The following is a 15,759-nucleotide window of genomic DNA, read 5'->3' as shown; positions in this document are numbered from 1 at the left end:
TATGTTTTTGGGTGAGTGGAATTCTCTTTTTCTTTGCGAAAGGGGAATTTTTTAATGGAAAAAAATAATAAAGCAGTCGTTGTGTTCAGCGGCGGTCAAGATAGTACAACATGCCTGTTCTGGGCTTTAAAAAAGTATGATGAAGTTCAGGTCGTAACATTTGATTATAACCAGCGCCATAAAGAAGAAATCGAGGTTGCCAAAGAAATTGCCGACGATCTCAAAGTTAAGCATCATGTCCTTGATATGTCCTTGCTTAACCAGCTCGCGCCTAATGCGCTGACGCGTGATGATATTGAAGTAGCTGATGGCGAAGACGGAGAATTGCCTTCTACCTTTGTGCCAGGACGCAACCTATTGTTCCTGTCCTTCGCCTCGATTTTGGCAAAACAGATTGGAGCGAAGCATGTTGTGACCGGGGTATGTGAAACGGACTTCAGCGGCTACCCTGACTGTCGTGATGTTTTCATTAAATCTCTGAATGTTACGCTCAACCTGTCTATGGATGATGAATTTGTCGTGCACACGCCACTCATGTGGCTCGATAAAGCTCAAACCTGGGCTCTGGCTGATGAACTAGATGCTTTCCAGTATGTGCGTGAAAAAACGCTAACCTGCTATCACGGTGTACGCGGGGATGGATGTGGAGAGTGCCCGGCCTGCGAACTACGGCAGAAAGGACTCGAAACCTATCTGGAACAAGGAACAGAGGTGAATCGATAATGTACGGTTTTACCATTGTTGAAAACCTGCAGAAGATCGATCAGGACATTAAACGTCATGAGTTGAAGTACCATAAAAAACGCGTGATGGTCAGCAAGGAATTCACATTTGACGCTGCTCATCATCTTCACTGTTATGAAGGAAAATGTAAGAACCTTCACGGCCACACGTACCGGGTCGTGTTTGGAATTAGCGGATATGTTGATGACATTGGGATCGTGATCGACTTTGGAGATATTAAAGACATTTGGAAAGAACAAATTGAAATCCATCTGGATCATCGCTACTTAAATGATACGCTCCCTAATATGAATACAACGGCGGAAAATATGGTCGTCTGGATTTATGAAAAAATGGCAGCCGCTCTTGCAGGTCAGCCTGAGGGACACCGGGTGGAATTCGTAAAACTTTACGAGACACCAACCAGCTTTGCTGAAGCAAGACGGGAGTGGATGGAGAATGAGTAAATTTCCTGTACTTGAAATCTTCGGCCCTACCATTCAAGGGGAAGGAATGGTTGTCGGCCGTAAAACAATGTTTGTTCGAACAGCCGGCTGTGACTACAGCTGCGCCTGGTGCGATTCTGCATTTACCTGGGATGGCAGTGCTAAAGAAGAGATCGAACGACTGACGGCGGATGAAATCCTGGACCGTTTATTAGAAACAGGCGGACGTCACTTTGACCACGTAACCATCTCCGGCGGCAATCCGGCTCTGTTAGCTAAACTTGATGAGCTGATCGAACCGCTCCACGCCCGTGGCATTGAAGTAGCTCTTGAAACACAAGGAAGCCGCTGGCAGGAGTGGTTTCCGGAAATTGATGATTTAACTATATCTCCTAAACCGCCAAGTTCCAAGATGAAAACGAACTGGCAGGTTCTTGATGATATTATTGAACGGCTGTTGGAACAGGGACGTCTGGCAAACGTCAGCTTGAAGGTTGTAGTCTTCAATCATGAAGATCTAACCTATGCTGAACATGTCCATGAACGCTATCCGGATGTAGCTTTTTTCCTTCAGGTAGGAAATGATGACTTAGAAGAAGACGCTCCCCCTGCCCTGGCAAGCCACCTTTTGGATCAGTATGAATGGCTAATTGACCAAGTGGTTGCCTCTGAAAAGTTAAATCATGTGCGAGTTCTCCCGCAGGTTCATGCTCTGGTCTGGGGCAACAAGCGAGGCGTTTAACTACTCGTCTCCTCTAATATAATTGCCGATAAAAAAAGGTGTCCGTTTTGGACACCTTTTTCTTATACACCGTTATGATAATCCTTAACAACTAATGCGGCATGTACCGCTCCAGGAACGAAGAATATCATCGTAAGCACAAGATTTAATAACGCTTTGCCAGGATTACCTGTAAATAACACCGCGATCGGTGGCAGGAATATAGCAAGAATATATAGTAACACGAGATCACTCCTTTCGCTTTCTACTTGTTTCATACCCGAATTACCGAGAAGTATAACTATTCAGCCCTGACGCCGTTTTGAAGGTGAAAAGTAATTTCGTAAGCAGCAATGCAGATCATCAGCCATAGAAGGCCTAAAAGAAATCCTGCACTAATGTCCGTAAAATAATGAACTCCTAAATAGACCCGACTTAAGCCAATAAGCCCAGTAATAAGTGCCAAAAGACCATTAATCAGCCACTTCCATATTTTGTTCAGCCCACTGATGGCAATTAAGTAAAATAAAAAACCATAGAAAACCATGGCACCGGAGGCATGTCCACTGGGAAAACTTGAGGTTGAGCCGTCGTATCCCCCTAAAAACTCAGGGCGACTTCGGTTAAACATAGATTTCAACCCCTTTGTGAGTAGACTTACACCTCCCATACTAATGATGAAATAAATGCCAAGCCAACGGCTGAATCGGGAAAAAAACAAGAGGTAAACAGCAAGAAGAAGGGAAGCTGTTACCATAAACGCAACTGAACCAGCGTACGTAATCCAGTGGCTTGCTTGCTTAAATAAAGGCGAAGAAAATTCTCTGACCATCCCAAAAGCCATCTGGTCAATCAAGAACTTCTCGTGGTGCAAAACTCCCTCTGCCAACTCCATCAATACATATAAAATTCCGCTTAAAAATAGAAAACCTATTAGCAGTAAACTAAGGGACGCTTTAAAGAAACCAGAAATCTTCGTATTAGAAAATAACATGCATATCACCTGGACCAATAAAATGCATTCTATACCATGGCCACGAGTTTTCTTCCTCTTAAGCTCTCAGTTAGGACATCCATTTTAGGAAACAGGGCAATGGATAATGGTGATTACGCTTGCTCGGAAGTATGAGTTACCGAGTTACTACTAGCCTTCCGGCGTCTTTGGTTCCAAAGGGTAACTTCCAGGGCAGCAATACAAATCATCAACCACGCAAGGCCAAATAAAAACCCAGCTATAATATCTGTGAAATAATGTACCCCTAAATAAACGCGGCTTAACCCCACCCCGAGAATCAGGGTTGCAAGCAAACTATTAAACAGCCATTTCCATCCTTTTCTTAAACGGCTGATGCCAATTAAGTAGATTAGAAAACCATAGAAAACCATGGCCCCTGTTGAGTGTCCGCTTGGAAAACTGAAACCTGTACCGTCATATTCAGCTAGTACATCCGGTCGCTGACGTTCAAAAATTAGTTTCAGTCCTTTCGTGAGGGCACTAATTCCAATCATATTTACCGCAAAATAAATACCCACCCACCGGCTGAATGGGGAAAAGAATAGTAAATATACAAAGAGAAGGATGGACATAACTGTAATAATCGTTACAGAACCAGCCTCCGTAACCCAGCCAAAGAATTGATCTAGTCCTGGCGATCCTATGGAATTCTTCACGTTAACCGCCCACTGATCCACTATAAATTTTTCTTTTTCCAAGACCTCCCCGGCGAGTTCAAAGAATAAATAGAAAGAAAGCCCTATCGCAATGAAGCCGGTAAGAATAATTATGATAGAAGCCTTCGAAAGGTCGGATAATTTTGTTCCGGAAAATAACATAGATGTAAACACCTCGATTGCTTTTACTGCTTTATGTTCCCATTCCCTACCCCTGTCAAAACTGCTTAATACTCCGCTGGAGGTTAAAAAATTCTCAAACCAGGAACTTTTTCTTTCGTAAAGTTAATTCGCCAAGCTGTTCTCGTGCTTTCTTTGATGTTGAGCAAATATTTTTCCGGTGAAAGAAGCGAGCACTTGCTGGAACAACATCCCTACGATTACCGGTACTGCTACCGGTGGTGGAAAATAGGTGATCGCAATAACCGCACCTCCGCTTATATTTCTCATCCCGCTGTTAAAGGTAAGTGAAATGACACTTGGATGACCGATCTTCAGAAGCTTCCCTGTAAGGAACCCAATAAAGTAAGCGAGGATCGCGAGCATACAAACAACCACTGCTATTAAAATAAGCTTTCCGTTAATATTTTTAAAATAAGGAGCAACTGCTGAACTATTGATGGTAACGACCGCCCCAATCCCAAGCTTTGTCGCCGGAGAAAGATTAGTTTCCAGTTTTTCAGTAAAGTCCTTTTTAGCGAATTGGTTAATGAGCATACCTAGAAGCGAAGGAATCACGATCATCCAGAGCAGGCCGTTCATGATTTCCTGAACATTCATTTCCACTGCATTTCCAACGAGGATCTGCATCACAAAAGGTACAGCGAGCGGTGCGATCAGGGTATCGACAAGAATGATCGATAGCGTTAAGACCACATTCCCTTTATAAATCGATACCCAGATCAAGGTTGTAATCCCTGTAGGAATGACAAAAGAAAGCACTAATCCAATCGTAGTATGAGCCCCGCTCCCGAAGATAAGTGTACCTACACCAAGGGCAATCAGCGGCATTATAATATGTAGAACAATAACACAGGCAATCATGGCTACTGGATGACGGAGCACCTTTTTCAAATCAGTGAAATTGGACCCCAGGCTGCCTGCAAATGTCATAACGGCGAAGATCCATGGTACGAGAAAGACAAGCGAGTCAAACCAATCGGAAAACACGACTCCGATAACGACAGCTGAAGGCGTGAGATAAGGCATAATTTTTTGCAAAAATTGATTGAAGGTGCGGATCATAGGTTGGACTCCCCTGCTCATATTCAAGTTATTCTATTATAACGCGCGAAGATCAGAAGAGCATGAATTTGATATAGTATTAGGGAGTAAAGCTTCAGTATGGTTTTTCTGCCCCCTTTTTGTCGATCAGGTACGAGCGAATCCCCGTTCCGATATTTACCCCAATAAAAGAACCAATATAACCGGGTGGATCCATACTCGGGTCAGCGTGAGGTAAAGGAAAATTGATCACAGCTGCAGCGACAAAGGCAGCGGCCGCAAGTATAACAATCATGGTCACACCGCCTTTCTGCTGTCTTTTCCAAGTTTTCTCTCCAAGCACTTCCCTTTCATATTTGACCAGTTTCTTAGTGTTTTTAGTAGCTAGTATTTTCCCTGTCTTTATCTGGTACAAGCCCACCGCGCCGATCATAAGAAATAAAAAGCCGAGAATCCAGATCAATCCTTCTAAAGGAAAGCTCTGGGTTACATAGAGATCCATCCCTAAAAATACGAGTACCAGCGCCCCGTTTAATAGGATGAACTGTTTCAGGCGCAGTTTTCTTACCTCTCCTTTTTCGATCATAAGCTTCACCTCTTCTCCCCCATATTACCAAGACTTGCTTATAAACCCAAATGGTCACAATTCCTTTTATCTTTCGAATAAACTGTCCAAATGAGTTATACTGCTTCAATAAAAAAAAACTCTCTACCAAAGTAGAGAGCTTTAAAAAAACCATCCGCATTAAACTGCAGAATATTTAGTTACAAAGTCACGTGATATCAAATTAAACTGTGACGACTTTTCAATATTGCATACATGTCCGCATTTTTCCAGGATCGTCAACTCAGCCGCTTCTTCCTTACGCGCATGCTTCACAATTCCCTTAAGGAACATGTGATCTTCCGCACCCGAAATGTAAAGCTTGGGAATTTTATTAACCTGCTGTTTCAATTTCGAATAGATCTGGTGAGCATCTTTCACGATAAAGAGCCAGCGCAGATAAGAATTCTTTCCGAGCTTTAATGCTTCTTTGATGAAGAAATCCCTTGATTTCTTATGGTTTCTTTTCGGCATTAAAATGTGAGCAAAACTCACAAACGGGACCATATAAGGCAGCATATGCCGTATAGGGAAAGACATTACAATCTTTCCGAGCGTTTCTCCCCACCATAACCAGCGGCCGACCGCACCGGATAAGACCATGGATTTGATTCTCTCCGGAAACTTCATTGCCATATCCTGAATAACAATCGTTCCGAGCGATACGCCAATAAGGTGAACCCGATTAATATGAAGGCGATCAAGCAGTTCGACTACTTTCCTGCTCGTAAAGTCCAAAATATTTTCATCATTAGTCAGGTCAGGGGATTTCCCGTGACCAGGTAAATCAACAAATAATAAATTATAGTCTGGTTTGAAGTGCTCTATCTGTCTGTTAAATATCGAATAATTTCCGCCGAATCCGTGAAAGAACACAATCCAATCTTTATCTTGACTATTAATATAAGCTTCATAATTTAAAGAAGTTTTTTTAAAGTTCAACATAGATGCATCCTTACTTTGTTTTTAAAAAATTATGATTATCTTCCAGCGAGTATCGTCTTAAGAACCGAAGCATTTAAGTCGAGAGGTTCCGTACCACTTTTCTTTAGAAGTTCCTGCGTATTGGAGTCATCGAACGTTAACGTTTTATTCAAGTACTGATGAAATACTTTCATAGGTTCGTTAAACCTGAGTTCCTGCTCGGTAAGTTCTCCCTCATAATCCGTTGGTACCAGCTGGACTTTATGAAAGTCTAACTCTCTCTTTAAAGCTTCGAAGACCACCTGGTTGGTCGGGGGGGTCGAATTTGTAATGTGATAAATTTTTTTATTTTCTGCATGGGCAAGACCTGCTGCCAATACTTCCACTACATAATCAATAGGCACAATGTTTTGAGCCGTTTCATGATTACATAAGAACTTGACCTTATCATTAGGGGAGTTTTTTTGACGATCCAATCTCTTTTTCATAATCTCGAAGCTTCTCATAACTCCGTACAAGGCAAACGTCGTATCGGCCTCCCCTGTCTGGGAGTCCCCTACGATAATGGAAGGGCGGAATATGTTCACGTTAAAGTACTCCCCATAACTGAACACTAAATGTTCCGCCTCACATTTGCTTTTCTCGTAATAGTTCACAAAAGGATTGTCCAATGGATGCAGTTCCTCTTCAGCATGAAGCTGGTCACCCAGCGTATAAGCTGTACTTACATGAAAAAAGTTCTTCACGTGAATTTTCCTCGATAAATCCAGAATGCGTCTGGTCCCATTTACATTAATATCAAAAAGCTGTTCTTTCTCGTTGTCGTCAAAAGAAAGATAAGCAGCGATATGATAAACCGTATCAACCGTATCTTTCAATTCTTCCATGGCTTCCTCTGAAACACCGACGTTCTCCTTCCCAATATCTCCTTTTACAACCGTCAACTTCGGCTGTAATTCTGTTGGTACGGATTCCATCAGACTTTCAGATTTCTTTTCATTCCGCGCCACTGCATATACGGAATGACCTTCCTGAAGCAGCCGTATGGTTAATTGTTTTCCAAGAAATCCTGTGGCACCAGTTAAAAGTATATTCATGTTGCTCACCTACCTAAACCATCTATTTGTTTAAATTTTCCATTTGTCAAGAGTTTTGCATCTAGGTAAAAGTTTAGCATAAATAAGAGGGATAAACATCTATTAATTGCCTTGCTATATATTGGAACTTTCAGCATTCTAATAAAGAAGGCGTACTTTTTAAAAAAAGCACGCCCTCGTGACCTTGGATAATTTAGTTAACGAGCCGACTGTGTCCTTCCCAGAATGATTTACGAATAATCACTTTCTGTATTTTACCTGACGCTGTTTTCGGCAGTTCATCAATAAATGTAATGCTTTTCGGTGCCTTAAAATGAGCCAGCTTTTCGCGACAGAACATGATCAGCTCTTCCTCTGATACGGTCTCGCCTTCTCTTAAAACCACGACTGCTTTTGGAACCTCGCCCCATTTATCATGAGGTGTAGCCACTACAGCCGCTTCGAGTACGGAGGGATGCTCATACAGGACCGCTTCCACTTCAATCGAGGATATATTTTCACCCCCGCTGATGATCACATCTTTCTTCCGGTCGACGATTTCAATAGTATGCTTCTCATCCACTACAGCCATATCGCCGGTATAGAGCCAGCCATCACGAATAGCAGCATTCGTCGCTTCCTCATTTTTGAAATAACCTTCCATGATCCCATTGGTCCGGGTAATTATTTCTCCAATGGATTTCCCATCATGAGCCACTTCTTCCCCAAACTCATCAACAACTCTTACTTTACATCCAATCATTTCGTAACCAGCCTTTGCTTTCAGGCGGTATTTTTCTTCAGCAGGAAGATCAAAATCCATGGATCGTAATTCCGAAGTCGTAATCAGCGGGGAGATTTCCGTCATGCCATAGACTTGGATGAACTTCCAGCCTAAATCCTCCTCCACTTTTCGTACGAAGGCAGGCGGCGGGGCAGAGCCGGCAATAACTACGCGTACATCCTGCTCGATTTGCGGCTGAACAGTATCATACTCCTCCATCAGCATATTGAGTACAGTCGGCGCCATATGTAAAACGGACACACCATGCTTTTTGATTTTTTCTAACATGAGTTTTGGATCGGTTTTGCGAAGCATAACCTGAGTTGCCCCATTGGCTGTGTAATAAAAAGGAGATCCCCAGCCATTCACATGGAACATAGGAAGCACGTGCAATAACGTATCCTGATCGCTCACTCGCAAGTGATGCATCGTAGACAACGCATGCAGGTAATTTGCCCGGTGGCTGAGCAGCACACCTTTCGGATTTCCTGTTGTACCGCTCGTATAAAGAAGAGAAGCGATATCTGTTTCTTCAAGCTTCACCCGATCGAAAAGAGCATCAGAAAAAGACTCAAGCCACGGTTCATAGGAAATAGCCCCTTCTTTTTCTTCTCCATGAACAATCACATGCTCAAGCTGCGGAAGCTGGGGCAGAACCGTTTCAACCAGAGGATACAGCTCTGCATCCACAAATAATATCTTACTCTCGCTATGTTCCAGGATGAATTGATAATCTGCCGGTTTTAACCGGGTATTCAAAGGAGTCATAACCGCCCCCACTTGAAAGACACCGTAGAAACCCTCCAGCATCTCCATCGTATTCGGAGCAAGGTAAGCGACCTTATCCCCTTTTATTACTCCAAGCTCGCCCAGACCACGTGAGAGCTGATTGACTCGTCCGTTCAGCTGCTTATACGTCAGCGTACGTTCATCGTCAATAATAGCGGGCTTATCCCCATATAATTCTACGGCTCGATCAAGAAAATCGGTCAACACTAAAGGTACCTGCATGCCATCACTTCTCCTTTATAATATATTGAAGCGCTTACACATATTGTAATAATTAAACTGTTATATATCAATAGTTTGATAGTATAACAGTTGAAAAGAAGGTGATTTTCTCTAGTCATCAATAATGAACTTTTTAAATTCAGCTATCGTTTTTTGAGTCTAACCCCCTTCTTCCTGGGTTCTTATTATTGTAAATGAAGTTTGGTTTCAAAGTTTTATGAACTAGCAGGCGACCGAGCAAGCGATCGGCAAATGAACCTGCAAACGACCGAATGAGCGGCCGCATTATTTAAACTAAACTAAACAAAAAGAAACAAAACGAAGTAGAAGTGGATCGTTCTCCACCACATGAATTTAATTTACTTCGCTTCGCAGTTTGAAAAGATTTAATGATTGTCGAGCTAAAATTAAATCAAAGCTGACACCAAACTTCTTCCACTTGCGATTATAGGGTTGGGAAGGTGCTGAGATTAGGGTAAATGTAGGGGTAAGCGAAAGCTTTAATGAGGCTATGAAGAAAAAAGCTAGAATGGGATTTTTCCGAAATAGATGGAGATCGATGTACATAAGTGAGAGATTGACAATTATTAAGCAAGGGAAGCAACTAACCATTTAAATATAATTGACACTACACCATAACAAAATTCGACTTGCTAAAAATAGAAAACAGCCTGACACCTATAGGGTAAGGCGTCAGGCTGCAGGATCACATCGTTTAGTTATCGTAACTTCCTAAGTTCAAGTAATTATATTTTCGCTTCCCAATTCTTCTGTTCTTCCTCTTTCATCATATCTTCAGCGTCCTGAGGATAGGCCGTACGGAAGGCATGATGATCCGATTCAATTACTTCCACCATCTTATCAATCATTTCCTGTGGGTCAAATTGATCGTCTAAGATTTTCTCTGTTTCAGCAATTGATTCTCTTGGTGTAAAGTTCTTATCTTCATCATACCATTTATGCTTCTCTTCAAACATACGGTCATTAAAGCCGGTTTCGTAAGGTCCAGGATTGATCGTCGCTACCTGAACATTGAACTCTTCAAGCTCAGCTTTCATTGTTTTCGCCATTGCTTCGACCGCGTGCTTAGAAGCAACATATGGCCCAAGGTAAGGCATGCCCACTACACCTGCGATAGAGCTTAGGAATACAATTTTCCCTGCTTTCTTTTCTACGAATTTCTTAGCTGCAATTTGAGCATTTTCCAGTGTACTGAATACATTGGTTTCAAAGATATCCCGGACACGATCTACCGGAATTTCCGCAATAGGACCGCCTTCCCCAATCGCCGCATTAGCTACAAAAATATCATAATCATATTCATTAATTAACTGCTGATCACGCTTATTTTTAATATCCAGCTTTATTATCTCGAGTTCTACACCAGCTTCTGAAGCTGCTTCTTTTAAGCTAGTAATTTGAGAAATAATCTCCACCGCTGCGATCACATGATGTCCTTTTTTAGCTAGTCCGAGCGCGGTGCCTTTACCTAATCCGCTTCCTGCACCTGTAATAAAGATCGTTTTACTCATTTCTTATTTCCTCCTTCACGAAATACTGTCTATTAAAGAAGTTCCCTCCTATTCATTTTCTAAAACTTCCCAGTCCGAGGATAGAGTTGGCCTCATTTATAATTCCAAATACTGAACTGCGTAACTAATGCTTAATCTTGCAAAAAAAAAGACGCCTTCTACTTTGGATTGTTTTCCAAAATAGAAGGCGCCTCTTACTGTCGGCGTTTTACTATCGCCTATAACAAATACGTCTAAACGTTATTTTATAAGTGGAGCATAGCGGGCTCGAACCGCTGACCTCAACACTGCCAGTGTTGCGCTCTCCCAGCTGAGCTAATGCCCCATAATTTTAACTCGACAATCAGTATTATATAACGATATTCCTCCTAATATCAAGAGCTAAATACAAAACCCTTTCATTTTTTTCGATAACAGGACTTTCTTCATTGTTTAAGCGTTTATCCCCCCGGGAAATCATCTTTCAAAAGGAGGCGATATCGATGCAACCGAACTATCAAGTCTTTAGTGATGATGAACAAATGGGTGAATCTATTGACAGAATTAAAGAACACGGAGTAGATGAAGATAATATCTACATTCTTTCTCACGATAATGACCATGTCAGACGTGCGAAAAGACAAACAGATGCGAATAAGATCGGTGTAAGCGAAACTGGTCTTGGTACAGCGACAAAGAATATCTTCCGTGGGAAAGATGATAAGTTGATTTCTAAAATGAAAGAAATTGGACTCGAACCATCTAAAGCTAAGGAATTACACAAAGAGTTAGAGAAGGGAAAAACATTATTGATTGTAACAAATGAAGAAGATCTCGAATTTTAAAAATTGTATCATGTTCATTTAAAAAGCGGAATGGTCTCAGTTATGGGCTCTTCCGCTTTTGTTTATTGAATCAGCACTTTCTATACTGCTGAAGCAGTGTCTTTATTAGTCCAATGCCATATACAGTTGGTATGAAGATGGTCTTACAGGTTACAATAATCTTTAAAAAAGGATGATCTTACATTGAAATTCACGTTGCGTGGAAAAAATGGCGCCTATCCCTGTATTATTACGATTGACCCGGATAACGGACGGTACACCATAAGGAAAGAAGACACGAGTGGAGAGGTATTCAACTCGCCGGAAGAATTAAAGCAGTGGATCGGTGAAAATTGGACAGCAGAAGATTTTGAAGATCCTTTAGCCTTTCAACATATGCTGGATAAAATTCAGGAAACTCCGTAAAGTCATTTACTCATAGAAGCAGTGAAAGTATAGATCCTTACTTCTTTATTACTTACCTATTCCTATAAAAATCTTATTCATTTTAGCGAAATACGTAAATAACACTTTCATGTTTGATAAGATAAAGAAGACTATAGAAATTATAGAATAGGCGGATACTCTGCTTCGCTTTTAAACGGAGGTACATACAACATGGAAATTACGACTAAAGAAGTCAGCAGTAGCTGGACCAAGTACAACCTGACGAACGATCACGGCATGAAGCTCAGCGTGTTAAATTATGGCGGGATTATTACGGAGCTGCTCGTACCGGACGAGGACGGAACACTTGAAAATGTAGTTCTTGGCTACAGAAATTTAGAAGACTATAAAGGGGATCCTAACTATTTTGGAGCGATTATTGGACGAGTGGCCGGTCGTATCGAGGGATCTTCTTTTACATTAGAAGGACAAACTTATGATTTGGACGCTAATGAAGGTTCTAACCATCTTCATGGCGGTACGAATGGATTCCATCAAAAGATCTGGGAGGTCACCCCTTTTGAATGCGAGGACCAGGTCGGTTTGACACTCACTTTGGAAGTTTCAAAAGAAGAAGACGAATACCCTGGCAACCTGGAAGTCACCGTGACTTATAAGTTAACAAACGACAACGAATTGGTGGTGGATTATCAAGCGGAGAGCGATGAAACAACGGTCCTGACATTAACCAACCACTCTTACTTTAATTTAAGCGGGAACTATAAAAGAACCTTGCATAATCATCACCTTACCTTCAACAGTCCGCGATTTGTCGAATTGGACGATGATCTAATTCCTACTGGAAACTGGCAGGACGTGACGGGTACACCATTTGATTTTCGGGAAGGAAAAGACCTGGTGGAAGGGATGGTGACTCCTCACCCTCAGAACAAAATCGCTAAAGACGGCTTTGATCATTATTTTATTCTGGAGGATGGACAGGTTCATGTAGAAGAACCAACAAGCGGGCGGACACTCGATATTACTACCGACCAACCTGGAATGGTGATGTACACCTCAAACAATTTGGATGACAGCTTTCTTTTGGCAGAAAGATCTGCAGAAAAGTATTTAGGTTTATGTATGGAAACACAAAGTTCCCCGGCATCGCTTCATCATGAAGGATTCCCGTCTATTGTTTTAAACGGTAACGAACCCTACCACAAACGCACCACTTTTTCATTTAAGACCAAATAAAAAAACAAGCCAGGAGGCCTCCCTCCTGGCTTGTTTTTTTATTAGTAAACTCCACGAATATGATCGTGCACCTGCTCGTTATAAAACATACGCATTTGTTCCAGTTCTTGGTTCGTGTAGTCCTTAGCTTCCAGAGCTTTAAGGTTGTCCTGTACCTGCCTTACATTGCGAAAGCCCGGAATAACACTCGTAATGCCGTCCTGCTGCATAATCCACTTCAGTGCCGCACGGCTCATATTCCCGCGGCCTTTACTTATCCATTGAAGCTCCTCGCTTAATTCTACCCCTTTCGAGAATTCAAGGCCCGCAAAGGTCTCACCGACATTGAACGCTTCCCCGTTTTGGTTAAAATTGCGATGGTCATCTTCTTCAAAGATATGCTGTTTATTGAACTTCCCTGTCAAAAGACCGCTTGCGAGTGGTACGCGTGCCAGAATCCCTACCTGCTTTTCACGTGCTTTTGGAATCAACTCATCGAGCGGCTTCTGCCTGAAGATATTGAAGATAATCTGCAGAGAGCTTGCGTTCGTGTGCTCAAGCACATACAGCCCTTCCTCTACCGTCTCGACGCTGACTCCATAGTAACGGATTTTTCCTTCTGCTTTTAAATCCTCCAACACTTCAAATACAGAGCCATCCTTGAGAATCTCAAAAGTTGGACAGTGAATCTGATACAAGTCGATACGATCACGATTCAACCGCTTCAGACTGTCTTCCGCATACTGCCTTACCTGCTCCGGCGTATAGTTCGCTGGGTCGGCAAAGTCTCCCTGACGTCCGAACTTCGTCGCAATATAGATCTCTTTCTCTTTTCCTTTGGTTGCCTGGGCAAGCAGCTCTTCACTGTGCCCCATTCCATATACATCCGCTGTATCAAAAAAGTTCACTCCGTTTTCCATGGCCGTCTCGAGTGCTGCAAGCGCATCTTCATCGTTCGTTTCTCCCCAGGCACCGCCAATCGCCCATGTTCCAAAGCTCAGTTCACTGATTTCAAGATCTGTATTCCCTAAACGATTGTATTTCATGAAATATTCCACCTTCCGTAAATAATAAGAAAGGCTGGCCTTTAAGCAGGCAGCCTTCCTCTTCCCCTCTTACTTTCGGTAAGGGAGCAATTGTATATTTAATTCCCTTGTTTGCTCATAAACATGCCGATAAATTCCAAAAAGTTCCTCATAAGTCTGGACATTTTCTTCATTAGGTGAAAAAGTCCTTTCGATTTGCAAAAACTCATCGGCACATTTCTTCAGGGAATCGAACCAGCCGCAGCCGTAAGCAGCAAGCATGGCAGCCCCGACTCCCGGACCTTGTTCACTCGATAGCTTCACAATATTCGCGTTAAATATATCTGCCTGCATTTGCAGCCAGTGTTCATTTTTAGTTCCTCCTCCGGTAGAAACAATCGTATCAATCGTTTTGCCACTATTACGGAACATATGGATAGATTCATGAAGAGAAAAGGTAATCCCCTCCATCACCGCACGGACGAAATCCTTCCGCTGATGAGAACTGTCCATCCCGATAAAGCTTGCACGGATCGATGCGTCTGCATGCGGAGTCCGCTCCCCGGAAATATACGGGGTGAACATTAATCCATTAGCACCAGGTGGAACGGAGTGCACTTCCGCTACAAAATCCTCAAAGGATTCTTCTTTTGCAAACACTTCTTTAAACCAACTGAGACTGTAACCTGCGGCAAGCGTCACGCCCATCGTGTAGTAAGCATCCGGGGCGCCATGATTAAAGTAATGAACCTTTCCGCCAAACTCTTTGTCATGACTTGATTCATAAGAGAGCACAACACCCGAAGTACCTATACTGCACAAAGTTTTTCCTTCCTCTAAAATGCCGGATCCGATGGCTCCGCACGCATTATCCGCTCCTCCCGCAAACACGCGGGTGGAAGCTGAAAGACCTGTGATGCTTGCCATCTCCGGCAGAAGCGTTCCTGTCTGCTCATAAGACCCAACAAGCGGCGGGCAAAGATCAGAATCAATCTCTAAGGTCCGGCATAAGTCTTCGCTCCACTTGTTCGTATGAATATCCAGCAGGAGAGTTCCAGAAGCATCTGAATAATCCATATGCAGTTCCCCGGTCAGCTTATAGCGCAGATAATCCTTTGGCAGCACGAACGTTTTAGCTTTTGAGAAGAGATCCGGCTCGTGCTTCTTTACCCACAACAGCTTAGGAAGAGTGAAGCCTTCCAGAGCAGGGTTTTTGGTAATCTCAAGCAGTCGGTTATTACCGATGACATCATAAATTTCCTCACATTCTGCCGTTGTTCGTGTATCGTTCCACAGGATCGCATTGCGCAGCACCTCGTTGTTCTCATCCAGCAGCACAAGTCCATGCATTTGTCCTGAAAAACTGATACCTTCAATATCTTCAGCATTGCCCGGGAAATGGTCCATCATTTCAGAAAGACCTGCTACCGTCTGTTCCACCCAGGCGTGCGGGTCCTGTTCACTATATCCGTGGCTTTCCTGAATCAATGGATACGACTTTGAGACCTCCTGAACAATCCTTCCCCCTCGGTCCATCAGCAATAGCTTAACTGCACTTGTTCCTAAATCAATTCCGATAACATGGGACATAT

Annotated in this window: 17 protein-coding genes and 1 tRNA gene; 6 read left to right on the top strand and 12 right to left on the bottom strand. The window is 42.7% G+C overall.

Going from position 1 to position 15,759, the window contains the following annotated elements; all coding sequences use genetic code 11:
- Positions 1-54 precede the first annotated feature (54 nt).
- The 3 genes from queC to queE are packed head-to-tail and all read left to right on the top strand — an operon-like array spanning position 55 to position 1,911.
- Positions 55-723: a 7-cyano-7-deazaguanine synthase QueC gene (gene queC / locus ACTWPM_RS06085; protein ID WP_443132175.1), complete on the top strand. Its 669-nt coding sequence runs from the start codon at positions 55-57 to the stop codon at positions 721-723.
- Positions 723-1,190, top strand: coding sequence for a 6-carboxytetrahydropterin synthase QueD (queD, locus tag ACTWPM_RS06080; RefSeq protein ID WP_443132174.1), 468 nt, complete (start codon positions 723-725; stop codon positions 1,188-1,190). The genes queC and queD overlap by 1 nt, the downstream gene beginning before the upstream one ends.
- Entirely contained in the window at positions 1,183-1,911 is a 729-nt protein-coding gene (gene queE, locus ACTWPM_RS06075; RefSeq protein ID WP_443132173.1) for a 7-carboxy-7-deazaguanine synthase QueE, read from the top strand. Before queD ends, queE begins: the two co-directional genes overlap by 8 nt.
- Positions 1,912-1,973: 62 nt before the next feature.
- Here queE and ACTWPM_RS06070 read toward each other — a convergent pair whose 3' ends face one another.
- From ACTWPM_RS06070 to ACTWPM_RS06025, 10 genes are all read right to left on the bottom strand, one after another.
- Positions 1,974-2,135: a YqaE/Pmp3 family membrane protein gene (locus tag ACTWPM_RS06070; RefSeq protein WP_443132172.1), complete on the bottom strand. Its 162-nt coding sequence runs from the start codon at positions 2,133-2,135 to the stop codon at positions 1,974-1,976.
- Positions 2,136-2,191: 56 nt separating this feature from the next.
- The gene (locus ACTWPM_RS06065; RefSeq protein ID WP_443132171.1) at positions 2,192-2,884 is read right to left on the bottom strand and encodes a phosphatase PAP2 family protein; all 693 of its coding nucleotides are present in this window, start codon (positions 2,882-2,884) and stop codon (positions 2,192-2,194) included.
- 113 nt (positions 2,885-2,997) lie between these two features.
- Positions 2,998-3,723 (bottom strand): phosphatase PAP2 family protein, encoded by a 726-nt coding sequence (locus ACTWPM_RS06060; protein ID WP_443132170.1) that lies wholly within the window; start codon positions 3,721-3,723, stop codon positions 2,998-3,000.
- A 123-nt stretch (positions 3,724-3,846) separates the two neighbouring features.
- The gene (locus ACTWPM_RS06055; RefSeq protein ID WP_443132169.1) at positions 3,847-4,806 is read right to left on the bottom strand and encodes a bile acid:sodium symporter family protein; all 960 of its coding nucleotides are present in this window, start codon (positions 4,804-4,806) and stop codon (positions 3,847-3,849) included.
- A 94-nt stretch (positions 4,807-4,900) separates the two neighbouring features.
- Entirely contained in the window at positions 4,901-5,371 is a 471-nt protein-coding gene (locus ACTWPM_RS06050; protein ID WP_443132168.1) for a hypothetical protein, read from the bottom strand.
- 159 nt (positions 5,372-5,530) lie between these two features.
- The gene (locus ACTWPM_RS06045; protein ID WP_443132167.1) at positions 5,531-6,334 is read right to left on the bottom strand and encodes an alpha/beta fold hydrolase; all 804 of its coding nucleotides are present in this window, start codon (positions 6,332-6,334) and stop codon (positions 5,531-5,533) included.
- Positions 6,335-6,369: 35 nt separating this feature from the next.
- The gene (locus tag ACTWPM_RS06040; RefSeq protein WP_443132166.1) at positions 6,370-7,410 is read right to left on the bottom strand and encodes an SDR family oxidoreductase; all 1,041 of its coding nucleotides are present in this window, start codon (positions 7,408-7,410) and stop codon (positions 6,370-6,372) included.
- Positions 7,411-7,603: 193 nt separating this feature from the next.
- Positions 7,604-9,184 (bottom strand): long-chain-fatty-acid--CoA ligase, encoded by a 1,581-nt coding sequence (locus ACTWPM_RS06035; protein ID WP_443132165.1) that lies wholly within the window; start codon positions 9,182-9,184, stop codon positions 7,604-7,606.
- 746 nt (positions 9,185-9,930) lie between these two features.
- The gene (locus ACTWPM_RS06030; RefSeq protein ID WP_443132164.1) at positions 9,931-10,716 is read right to left on the bottom strand and encodes an SDR family oxidoreductase; all 786 of its coding nucleotides are present in this window, start codon (positions 10,714-10,716) and stop codon (positions 9,931-9,933) included.
- 252 nt (positions 10,717-10,968) lie between these two features.
- A tRNA-Ala gene (locus tag ACTWPM_RS06025) sits at positions 10,969-11,041 on the bottom strand.
- Between the two features lie 157 nt (positions 11,042-11,198).
- Between ACTWPM_RS06025 and ACTWPM_RS06020 the strand changes: the two genes are divergently transcribed.
- The 3 genes from ACTWPM_RS06020 to ACTWPM_RS06010 all read left to right on the top strand — a co-directional run bounded on the left by ACTWPM_RS06020 (position 11,199) and on the right by ACTWPM_RS06010 (position 13,163).
- The gene (locus ACTWPM_RS06020) at positions 11,199-11,540 is read left to right on the top strand and encodes a general stress protein (RefSeq protein ID WP_443132163.1); all 342 of its coding nucleotides are present in this window, start codon (positions 11,199-11,201) and stop codon (positions 11,538-11,540) included.
- 183 nt (positions 11,541-11,723) lie between these two features.
- The gene (locus ACTWPM_RS06015; protein ID WP_443132162.1) at positions 11,724-11,945 is read left to right on the top strand and encodes a hypothetical protein; all 222 of its coding nucleotides are present in this window, start codon (positions 11,724-11,726) and stop codon (positions 11,943-11,945) included.
- A gap of 192 nt (positions 11,946-12,137) precedes the next feature.
- Positions 12,138-13,163: an aldose epimerase family protein gene (locus tag ACTWPM_RS06010; RefSeq protein ID WP_443132161.1), complete on the top strand. Its 1,026-nt coding sequence runs from the start codon at positions 12,138-12,140 to the stop codon at positions 13,161-13,163.
- A gap of 41 nt (positions 13,164-13,204) precedes the next feature.
- Here the strand turns inward: ACTWPM_RS06010 and ACTWPM_RS06005 are convergent, their stop codons facing one another.
- Entirely contained in the window at positions 13,205-14,188 is a 984-nt protein-coding gene (locus tag ACTWPM_RS06005) for an aldo/keto reductase (protein ID WP_443132160.1), read from the bottom strand.
- A 69-nt stretch (positions 14,189-14,257) separates the two neighbouring features.
- Positions 14,258-15,757, bottom strand: coding sequence for a xylulokinase (gene xylB, locus ACTWPM_RS06000; RefSeq protein ID WP_443132159.1), 1,500 nt, complete (start codon positions 15,755-15,757; stop codon positions 14,258-14,260).
- Positions 15,758-15,759: the final 2 nt, after the last annotated feature.

Source organism: Halobacillus sp. K22 (genome assembly GCF_052246795.1).
In the GTDB taxonomy this organism is placed as follows: Bacteria; Bacillota; Bacilli; order Bacillales; family Halobacillaceae; genus Halobacillus.
Note: the sequence above shows the minus strand (reverse complement) of the source record. Positions and strands in the feature narration are given on the sequence as shown.

Bases quoted from the DNA above. Each gene is read 5' to 3' on its own strand.
- ACTWPM_RS06050 (WP_443132168.1), bottom strand. From the start codon at position 5,371: ATGATCGAAAAAGGAGAGGTAAGAAAACTGCGCCTGAAACAGTTCATC.
- ACTWPM_RS06045 (WP_443132167.1), bottom strand. From the start codon at position 6,334: ATGTTGAACTTTAAAAAAACTTCTTTAAATTATGAAGCTTATATTAAT.
- ACTWPM_RS06060 (WP_443132170.1), bottom strand. From the start codon at position 3,723: ATGTTATTTTCCGGAACAAAATTATCCGACCTTTCGAAGGCTTCTATC.
- ACTWPM_RS06035 (WP_443132165.1), bottom strand. From the start codon at position 9,184: ATGCAGGTACCTTTAGTGTTGACCGATTTTCTTGATCGAGCCGTAGAA.
- queC (WP_443132175.1), top strand. From the start codon at position 55: ATGGAAAAAAATAATAAAGCAGTCGTTGTGTTCAGCGGCGGTCAAGAT.
- queD (WP_443132174.1), top strand. From the start codon at position 723: ATGTACGGTTTTACCATTGTTGAAAACCTGCAGAAGATCGATCAGGAC.
- ACTWPM_RS06005 (WP_443132160.1), bottom strand. From the start codon at position 14,188: ATGAAATACAATCGTTTAGGGAATACAGATCTTGAAATCAGTGAACTG.
- ACTWPM_RS06065 (WP_443132171.1), bottom strand. From the start codon at position 2,884: ATGTTATTTTCTAATACGAAGATTTCTGGTTTCTTTAAAGCGTCCCTT.
- ACTWPM_RS06020 (WP_443132163.1), top strand. From the start codon at position 11,199: ATGCAACCGAACTATCAAGTCTTTAGTGATGATGAACAAATGGGTGAA.
- queE (WP_443132173.1), top strand. From the start codon at position 1,183: ATGAGTAAATTTCCTGTACTTGAAATCTTCGGCCCTACCATTCAAGGG.
- ACTWPM_RS06030 (WP_443132164.1), bottom strand. From the start codon at position 10,716: ATGAGTAAAACGATCTTTATTACAGGTGCAGGAAGCGGATTAGGTAAA.
- ACTWPM_RS06010 (WP_443132161.1), top strand. From the start codon at position 12,138: ATGGAAATTACGACTAAAGAAGTCAGCAGTAGCTGGACCAAGTACAAC.
- ACTWPM_RS06055 (WP_443132169.1), bottom strand. From the start codon at position 4,806: ATGATCCGCACCTTCAATCAATTTTTGCAAAAAATTATGCCTTATCTC.
- xylB (WP_443132159.1), bottom strand. From the start codon at position 15,757: ATGTCCCATGTTATCGGAATTGATTTAGGAACAAGTGCAGTTAAGCTA.
- ACTWPM_RS06040 (WP_443132166.1), bottom strand. From the start codon at position 7,410: ATGAATATACTTTTAACTGGTGCCACAGGATTTCTTGGAAAACAATTA.